Below are 9066 nucleotides of genomic sequence, written 5' to 3'. Positions count from 1 at the left end.
AGCCGCAAAGAACAAGAGCCATTCCCTCGCCCGCGTTGGAATTACCGGATGCAGCGGCTTCCGCGTTTTAAGGCTCCAATATCGCGGAAGATCGCTCATGAAAGGCAATGTCTCATCGTAGGCGTTGGTCCGCAAGTGGTCGACCTCGGTCGGCTAATTGGAATTGCGGCTTGTCTCGACCCGTTTTCTATAAAGGGCATCGGGCGCTTTCGCTGCCTCGATCCGAATACGGCGGTGAAAAACTCCCACGGTGAAGGGCGCGCCGATCAGCACTATGCCAACTACAGCTTCTGTAATTGTGGACGGCAGCCATCCCTTCGCAAGTGCGCCACCATAAACGAGCGCAAAAAGGGTAAACCAAACAAAAGCGGCTATATCCGTGAGAAGAATGGGCTTCCGACCTTGATATCGCCGATGCGCAAAACGCCAGAACGCCGCTTTCATGCCCTTCCCCGCTCTCATCAAGCGCTTGATCTTTGTCCGGTTTAGGGGCGTGCTGCAAGGGATATGAAGGGCAACTTTTGGTCGAAACCTCCCGTCCCAACACCCTCCACGCCGCCTAAAGCCAAGCCTTCACCGCCCCAAATATTGCTGCGCCTTTCCGTTGTCGCTGTGGTTGCGGGGATCATTGTGCAAGCGCTAAGGAGAGCGCATGCGAAGTCCCTCCATTCCCGCCCATCCCCTGCGCTTCGGCAATTTTCGGGCTTATCTGCTGGGTCGGCTGACGGCCGTGCTGGCGCAATATGGCATGATGATCGTGCTGGCCTGGCAAGCCTATAATGTCGCGCGCGAGACGATGAGCACGGGCGCGGCTTCCGCGCAGCTTGGCCTGATCGGGCTGGCCCAGTTCCTGCCCCTCTTCTTCCTGACTCCCGTGACGGGCTGGGTGGCCGACCATTTCGACCGCCGCATGATTACCCGCTGCACCCTGTTTCTGCTGGTGCTGGCGTCGGGAACCCTGGCCTTTGCGACTTATCAGGGCTGGGTCAGCCTGCCGCTGATCTTCGGCATCGCGGCGATCGTCGGTGTTGCCCGCGCCTTCAATGGTCCGGCCTACAGCGCCCTCGCCCCCAATCTGGTGCCCCGCGAGGTGCTGCCCAACGCCATCGCCATTTCAAGCGTCGTCTGGCAGACGGGGATGATCGCCGGTCCGGCGCTGGGCGGCTATGCCTATGCCATGCAGCCCTGGGGCGCCTATGCGATGGCGTCGGGCCTGTATGCCGTCGCCCTGCTCTGCATGCTGCTGATCGGTCCCGTTCCCCAGCCGCCCCGCGATGCCACCCGCCACCCGGTGCGCCAGATGATCGACGGCCTGACCTATGTCCGCACCAACCGGCTGGTGCTGGCGACCATCACGCTTGACCTGTTCGCCGTGCTGCTGGCCGGCGCGACCGCCTTGCTGCCGGTCTATGCCCGCGACATATTGCATGTCGGATCGGCGGGCCTGGGCCATCTTGCCGCCTCGCCCGGCATCGGCGCGGGCGTCACCGCGCTCTTCTTTTCCTTTCGCCCGATGAAGACGGAGGTGGGGCTCAAGATGCTGGGCGCGGTCATCCTGTTCGGCATCGCCACCATCATCTTCGGTTCCACCGCCTTCCTGCCGCGCGCCATTGCGCCGGAAGTCGGGATCGGTGCGCTGATCCTGCTGGGATCGGCTGACATGGTGTCGGTCTATGTCCGCCAATCGCTGATCCAGCTCCACACGCCCGACCAGATGCGCGGCCGCGTGTCCAGCCTGTCGCAACTCACCATTTCCGCCTCCAATGAACTGGGCGAGGCCGAGTCCGGCTTCCTTGCCGCGCTGGTCGGCCCGGTCGCGGCGGTGATCGGCGGCGGCATCGGCGCCATAATGATCACGCTTATCTGGGCGAAGCTCTTTCCAGAACTCCGCCTTGCCCGTACCTTCGACCCACCCGAAACAAGGGCGGCCGAGCCCACGCAGGAGAAAGTGCAATGAAGGCATCCAGTATCTTGGAAACCATCGGCAACACGCCGCATATCCGCGTCAACCGGCTGTTCGGCGACGCCGAAGTGTGGATCAAGTCCGAACGCTCCAACCCCGGCGGATCGATCAAGGACCGAATCGCCCTCGCCATGATCGAAGCGGCCGAGGCGTCGGGCGACCTGAAACCGGGCGGTACCATCATTGAGCCGACGTCCGGCAACACCGGTGTCGGACTGGCCATGGTGGCGGCGGTCAAGGGGTACAAGCTGATCCTCGTCATGCCAGAGAGCATGAGCCTGGAACGCCGCCGGCTGATGCTGGCCTATGGCGCCAGCTTCGACCTGACGCCGCGTGAGAAGGGCATGAAGGGCGCGATCGAGCGCGCGCTGGAGCTGGTCGACCAGACGCCCAATAGCTGGATGCCCCAGCAGTTCGAGAATCCGGCGAACATCGACGTGCATGTGCGCACCACCGCGCAGGAAATCGCCACGGATTTCGTCGACGCGCCGCTTGACGCGCTGATCACGGGCGTCGGCACCGGCGGCCATATCACGGGCGTCGCGCAGGTACTGAAACAGCTTTGGCCCCACCTCAAGGTCTATGCTGTCGAGCCGACCCTGTCCCATGTCATCAGCGGCGGGCAGCCCGGCCCGCACCCGATCCAGGGCATCGGCGCGGGCTTCATCCCGGCGAACCTCCATACCCAGTTGCTGGATGGCGTGATCCAGGTCGATCCCGCCGACGCCAAGGAGTTCGCCCGCCGCGCCGCGCGGGAGGAAGGCGTGCTGGTCGGCATTTCGTCCGGCGCGACGCTGGCCGCCATTCACCAGAAGCTGCCGGAACTGCCGGCGGGCAGCCGCGTTCTGGGCTTCAATTATGACACCGGCGAACGCTATCTGTCGGTGCCCGACTTCCTGCCCGAATAAAGCCGGAAGCAGGCGAGAGCCGGACCGGGCATGACCGACACACATCTCACCAGCCAGCCGCATCGCCTGATGTGGCTGCTCTGGCTCATGCTGTTCGTCGGCCTTCCGGCTTTCGTCGCCATGTGGGAGACGCGCATACCCCTGGGCAAGCCGCGGCGGGAAGCGGCCGCAGCGGTGCGGCCCGCGCACGCGCCAAGCCCGCCACCCGTGGTGGCGCCGACGGAAATCTATGCGCTGGGCCGTGATCAGGCGCGGGCGTTCAACGCCACCATCCCCTTTTCCCGCCTTCCCAACCCCGCGGCGCGGCCCTTCCTTTTCTCCGGCTCGCCCATCGATTTCGCCCGCGCCACGGACTGTCTGGCCGCCGCGCAACTCTATGAGGCTGGCGACGATGCCGTGGGCGAGCGTGCCGTCGCGCAGGTCGTGCTGAACCGCGTACGGCATCCCGCCTTTCCCAAGACGGTCTGCGGCGTGGTCTTCCAGGGGCAGGAACGCGCTACGGGGTGTCAGTTCACCTTCACCTGCGACGGCGCGCTTGCCCGATCGCCAACGCAGGCGGCCTGGGAAAGGGCGCGGGACATTGCGCGGTCAGCACTGGCGGGCAAGGTGTACAAGCCAGTCGGCTATGCCACCCATTACCACACCGATTGGGTCGTGCCCTATTGGAGCGGCAGTCTGGACAAGATCACGGCGGTAGGCTCGCATCTTTTCTTCCGCTGGCGTGGCTGGTGGGGGACGCCCCCCGCCTTCCGCCGGGCAGGCGAGGACGGCGAACCGCTGGTGCAGCGCATTGCGCGCCTTTCAGCCGCGCATCAGGGGGATCCGGATGCGCCTGCCGGCCCGTCGCCGCTCGTCCTGGCTGGCGGCACTGTGGCCGATCTCGCCGCCCGGCCCCAGCAGATGATCGGGACGGATTCGCTGGGCCGGACAATGGCCGGCGTGCGGCTGATCGCCATCGCGCCGGGGGCCAGGAGCTTCCTGGTCGAGCTGGGACGTGCCACCTCCCCCGACAATTGGCCCGCCATGGCGCAGACCTTCTGCGCCGGACGCCCGGAATGCCGGATCATGGCGTGGCGGATGGGAACCGCGCCGGGCGGCCTGCCCTTGTCGGGCGACCAGATGGAAAGCATGGCCTTCGCCTATATCCACAACAGCGCCACGGGGTTGCAGCGCGCGCTCTGGAATTGTCTTCAGACCCCGCGCGGCAAGAAGGATGAATGCATGCTTCAGCGGAACCCGAAGGCGGCGGCTCCACCCCCGCCCGCCACTGCGCCGGAACTGGCGGGCGTGCGCCGGAAGGAGCGGTTTGAAGTGGTGAAGATCACGCCGCCCCCGCCGGCCGTCACGACTCCTGCCAAGCCCTGAAGCGGGACTGGGTCCTCTCCTATTCCGTTTCGTCGAATATCCCGAGCCGCGGCAGCGCGCCTATGCGGGCGACCAGTTCGGACTGGCGGCTGCAGTCCAGCTTCACATAGATGTTCTTGATCTGCGTCCGCACCGTGTTGAGCGCCACGCCGCGCTCCTGCGACAGTTCCTCCAGTCCCTGCCCGCGGCAGAGCGCCTCGGCCACATCCGCCTCCGCTTTGGTGAGGCCGTAGAGCGCGCGGATGCGGCTGGCGAGGCTCATGTCCCGGTCGGTGGGATCGGTGGCGATGACGACGATCTGCCGTTCCATGCCGACCCGCAGCGCGGCGATCGAGAGCACATAAGGCAGGCCCTGGTCGCGGTGGACGAAGATGGCGCTTGCCTGCCCGCCCTGCCGCGCCGCCGCCGCGCGGAACGCCGTCTGCAGCGCTTCATCGTCGCGCGGATCAAGCGCCTTCAGCTGTCGCTGGCGCAAGCTGAGCGCGTCGCCCCGGCGGAGAAGCAGGTCGGCCAGATGATTGCAGTCGATCAGCGCGCCATTGGGACGAAGGGTAAAGACGGCATGACCCACCATGTCGAGCGTCGCGTGCAGGGACCGGCCATAATGGCGCGCGCGGTCCAGCTTGCTGCGGATCGCGAACATGCGGCCGATATGATCGATACTGTCTTGCACCGCGCGCAGTTCCGCTTCGCTGAAAGGTTGTTGCGCGCGGCCGCGATGCAGGCCGATATGCCCCGTCGTCCCATCCTTCTGGATCACGCCGCCCAGGCAATGGAAGGTGTCGTCGCCCATTCCCCTGATCCACTCATTGTAGATCCGGCTGGCCTCATAGGTCGGGGCCGGAACAAGAGCCTCGACATTCCAGACGCGATTGACCGTCTCGGCCCGCTCCAGCGCGATACCCCATAGGTCGTCGCCCTGGAACTCTTCGTCATAAAGCGCCATCTGCGCTTCGGAAAAATAGCCGGAATAGGAAATTTCGGCGATATGCTGGGGGGTACGTCCCCAATGCAGGACGCCCGAACGGGCACCGAGCGCATCGGCCAGCGTCAAAGCCAGCCGGCCGAACGCCGCATCATCGATCGCAGCGTCGTAGATATCCTCCGTGCGGATCACAGCCCTGCCCCAAAATTTACCAATTTCCCCCTCGACGCGGAATATACGCAACTCTGCTTTGCCGCATTGCACAGATCAGACATTCGGCCATTCAAATCGCTGAAAAATCAGATAATGCTGCCGCCGTGCCGCGCAATCCGCCCCCCCTCCCCGGCCGTTCAACAGACGGCGGCTGGCTTCCGGTCTTCGCATTGGCGGCCATCACCTTGCTGGTGCAAGGCTGCACACTGATGTCGCTGGGCGTGCTCCTGCCCGGCATGGCAGCCGATTTCGGAAGCGTCGGCGGCGGCATCACCCTGTTCCTGCTGGCGATGAGCCTTGCCAGCCTGGCGGCCGGTTGGGCCCTGGAAAGGCTGGGCATCCGGCCGTTGCTGCTGACCGGCATCCTGTTCAGCGCATCCGGTTTCGCGCTGGCGGCCATGGCGCAACAGCGGCCTGCCCTGATGGCCGGCATGGCGTTGTCGGGCCTTGGCGTCGGCGCATCGACCATCGTGCCGGGCATTGCCGTCATCACCCGGCATCATGCGCGACGGCGCGGCCTGGCCCTCGCGGTCTTCCTGGGCGCCGCCGTCATCGCGGGCGCGATCGTGCCGCCATTCGTCGGTGCCGCCATGGCGCATTGGGACTGGCGCATCGCCATGCTGCTATGCGTCGGGGCGATCCTGCTGGCCTGCCCGCCGCTGGTCCTGCTCGTCCCGGGCCAGCGGACGGACGCGGAGGGCAAACCGGCGGATAGGAACCCGATCCGCCCTGCCCTGCTGAACGCGAACTTCCTCCGGCTGCTGCTGGCGCTGACCCTGTTGCAGCTTGCCATCAACGGAGTGCTGTTCGCGGCGGTCGACAGGCTGATGGAACAGGGCTTCGGCCAGTCCAGTGCGGTGCTGGCCTATAGCAGCGCCAATCTGCTCGGCCTGCCGGCGCTGCTGACGGGTGGCATGCTGGCGGACCGGCTTGGCGCACGGCGGAGCCTGCTCGCAACGGCGCTGCTGCTGGCGCTGGGAACCGCGACACTGCTGGGCGCCGGCATGAGGGACGGGGCGGGCGTCTGGCTGTTCGTCCTGCTCTGGGGGGTCGGGAGCGCGCTGCCGGGCCAGTCGGGATCGATGCTGCTGGCCGAATTGACAGAAGCCGAAGCGTTTCCGCGACTGCTTGGCCTCAACACCGCGGTCGTCAGCCTGCTGGGCGCGCTCGCGCCGCTCTGGACGGACCAGATGCGCGCGGCGGGCGGCGGCTATGCCCTGCCCATATCGGTTTACGCCGCGCTGGCGCTGGCGGCGGCGCCTCTGATCGCATCGGTGCGCCCATCAAAGGCCGATGCTGGCTGACAGGCCAAGGGTGCGCGGCCGTTGCGCCATTTCGCGCAGCGGTGATCCGGTCACCGGCACCAGATCCGCATTGCGATAGAGCGGCGTCCTGCTGTCGAGCAGATTGTCGGCAAAAACCGACAATTGCCAGCCGTCGCGGCCCAGCCCGACGCGCAGGAACAGAAGGTCGCTTGCCTCGCCGGCATAGACCCGCGGATCATAGGCGATCGACCGGGTCGAGGGCGCGCGGCGGATGCGCCCCGCATGCCGCCATTCGGTCCGGACGAATCCTTCCAGACGCCCCGGCAGGGTCAGGCCATATTCCGCCGCCATTGTCGCGGACCAACGCGGCACATAGGGAATGCGGTCCCCCACGGCGACGATCGCCGCGCCGGGAAGGCCGACATTGCGGCGGAAACGCGCATCGACGAAGCCAAGGGAGAAATCCAGCGCCAGCCGCCGCAACGGCTCGGCCTGCAGGGCGAGCTCAACGCCGCGGTTCCGTGCCGCGCCCAGATTATCGACATAGGAAAAGCCGCAATGGGGCAAGGTAACGGACTGCTGTATCCGTCGCCAGTCGATCCGAAAGGCCGCCAGCGACAGGCGAAGCCGCTGATCGGCCAAGCCGGCCTTCACCCCCAGCTCATAGCTCCAGAGCGCATCCGAGCCATAGCTGTCCGGCGCGGCGGCACGGCCCAGAGCCGAAAGATCGGCGGCGCAACTGGTCGCCGGCACCGTTCCATTGGTCCCTCCGGCGCGAAAGCCCTTGCCCGCGCTCAGATAGATCAGGCTGTCTTTCCCCGGCCGCCACGACAGGCTGGCATAGGGGATGAGGGGCGTGTCGCTTTGACGCCTTGGCCCGGTGACGTTGCGGCCGCCGGCAAAAGGCCCTTCCGACATCAGGCGAAAGCGCAATGGATCATGCGACAGACGCAGGCCGCCCGTCGCCTCCCAGCCGGGCGCGAATGTCCAGTTCGCCTGCGCGAAAGCCGCCAGCGTACGCTCACCGATCTGCTGGCGGCTATGATAGCTCTGTCCGCCGGGAAGAAGCGGCAGGCCGAAAATCTCCTCGATCGACAGGCCGAGCTGCGATTGCGCCAGATCGGCGATGCCCGGTTCCACGACACGCTGTTCCATGACGATCCGCGACCGGCTGTAGAAACCGCCGATGAGCCAGCGAAGGGGCGCCTGCGGGTCAGCCGAAGCCATGCGCAGCTCCTGCGTGAAAACGGACTGGTCGACGGTCGTCCGGCTATAGCTGCCGCCCGGCGTGCGGATGCCGGGTATCATGCCGCCCAGGACGATCTCCCCGAAATATCCGGAATAGTCGACGATCTGGCGGTTGCGGCGATCCAGCCATGCGGTGACGCTGGTGAGCGTGGCGCCGTCCAGTTCCAGCCGCGCTGTCAGGCTGGGCAGCAGGTAGCGGTCGCGACCCGGCTGACGCAGGCTGGCGGACTGACGGAAGGGGCCAAGGCTGCTTTCGTAAAAGGGCTGGTCGCCTCTTGCCGTCCGCTGGTAGAATAATGACGGCGTCAGCTCCAGCCACTCGCCAAAAGCCATCTTGGCGGCAAAACGCAGGGCCATCGCCGCGTCATGATCGACATTCTTCTCGATCAGCGCGCCCGACGCGGGATCGAACCGATCGACGACACCCGCATCGCGGCGATAATAAGCGCTGACGCGCGCGCCGATCCGGCCAGGCAACAGGGCGCCGCCCAGCGCCGCCTGCGCCTCCCGGTTCAGCCCCCCTCCAGCGACGGACGCAAGTTCGCCGCTGGCGCGCAGTTCCCCACCCTCCAGCCGGGGTTGCCGGGTCAGGGCGCGGATCGTGCCGCCCATGGAATCGGCTCCGAACAGCGTGCCCTGCGGCCCGCGCATCACCTCCACCCGATCGAGGTCGAAGCTGCGCAGGTCTGGATTGCCCGCCACCTCCAGCGACCGGATCTGGACCGGGACATCATCCACATAGAGGCCGACCGTCGCGGCCCCGATGGGAGAGAAGACGCCGCGCATGATCGGCTGCTGCGCACCGAACGCGCCCAATGTCGGCGTGCTGAGCTGAGGCACGACGCCGCTCAGATCCGCCAGCCGGGCAATGCCGCGCCGTTCCAGTTCGACCGCATCAAGGCGAACGAGGCTGATCGGAACGCTTTGCTCCGCCTCGGCCACGCGGCGTGCGGTGACCAGGACCGTCCCTGGGTCGACCGCATGCCGCCCGGCTTCGTCCTCCTGCGCCATGACAGGTGCCGCCACGGCCAGCGCGAACGGGCAGCACATATGCACGAACAGGCGCGCCAGGAATGGAAGGGGTTGAAAGCGGGCGGGAATCACCCGATCTCTCTACAGCAACGACCTGATGCGGCAACCAGTCGGAATCAGGCGCTTACCCCCTTCACAAAGGACGGT

Annotated in this window: 7 protein-coding genes; 4 read left to right on the top strand and 3 right to left on the bottom strand. The window is 66.2% G+C overall.

Going from position 1 to position 9066, the window contains the following annotated elements:
• Positions 1-153: 153 nt before the first annotated feature.
• Entirely contained in the window at positions 154-444 is a 291-nt protein-coding gene (locus tag MRBLSP13_RS05360) for a hypothetical protein (RefSeq protein ID WP_363753180.1), read from the bottom strand.
• 208 nt (positions 445-652) lie between these two features.
• Between MRBLSP13_RS05360 and MRBLSP13_RS05355 the strand changes: the two genes are divergently transcribed.
• From MRBLSP13_RS05355 to MRBLSP13_RS05345, 3 genes are read left to right on the top strand one after another with little or no spacing between them, the layout of a single operon-like run.
• Positions 653-1957, top strand: coding sequence for an MFS transporter (locus MRBLSP13_RS05355; RefSeq protein WP_363739460.1), 1305 nt, complete (start codon positions 653-655; stop codon positions 1955-1957).
• Complete coding sequence (gene cysK / locus MRBLSP13_RS05350; RefSeq protein WP_363739458.1) at positions 1954-2871, top strand: cysteine synthase A; 918 nt, start codon at positions 1954-1956, stop codon at positions 2869-2871. The genes MRBLSP13_RS05355 and cysK overlap by 4 nt, the downstream gene beginning before the upstream one ends.
• A 30-nt stretch (positions 2872-2901) precedes the next feature.
• A complete protein-coding gene (locus MRBLSP13_RS05345; RefSeq protein WP_363753177.1) occupies positions 2902-4236 on the top strand; it encodes a cell wall hydrolase in 1335 nt (444 codons plus the stop codon).
• A gap of 19 nt (positions 4237-4255) precedes the next feature.
• On the opposite strand, the gene MRBLSP13_RS05340 is transcribed toward MRBLSP13_RS05345, so the two are convergent.
• Positions 4256-5353: a helix-turn-helix transcriptional regulator gene (locus tag MRBLSP13_RS05340; protein ID WP_363753174.1), complete on the bottom strand. Its 1098-nt coding sequence runs from the start codon at positions 5351-5353 to the stop codon at positions 4256-4258.
• Between the two features lie 125 nt (positions 5354-5478).
• On the opposite strand from MRBLSP13_RS05340, the gene MRBLSP13_RS05335 reads away from it, so the two are divergent.
• Positions 5479-6678, top strand: coding sequence for an MFS transporter (locus MRBLSP13_RS05335; RefSeq protein ID WP_363753171.1), 1200 nt, complete (start codon positions 5479-5481; stop codon positions 6676-6678).
• Here the strand turns inward: MRBLSP13_RS05335 and MRBLSP13_RS05330 are convergent.
• Positions 6658-8991: a TonB-dependent receptor gene (locus MRBLSP13_RS05330; RefSeq protein ID WP_363753168.1), complete on the bottom strand. Its 2334-nt coding sequence runs from the start codon at positions 8989-8991 to the stop codon at positions 6658-6660. The two genes, MRBLSP13_RS05335 and MRBLSP13_RS05330, sit on opposite strands and share 21 nt — an antisense overlap.
• Positions 8992-9066: the final 75 nt, after the last annotated feature.

It is taken from the genome of Sphingobium sp. LSP13-1-1.1 (assembly GCF_040676415.1).
Classification (GTDB): domain Bacteria; phylum Pseudomonadota; class Alphaproteobacteria; order Sphingomonadales; family Sphingomonadaceae; genus Sphingobium.
This window is presented reverse-complemented; position numbering and strand designations above follow the sequence as displayed.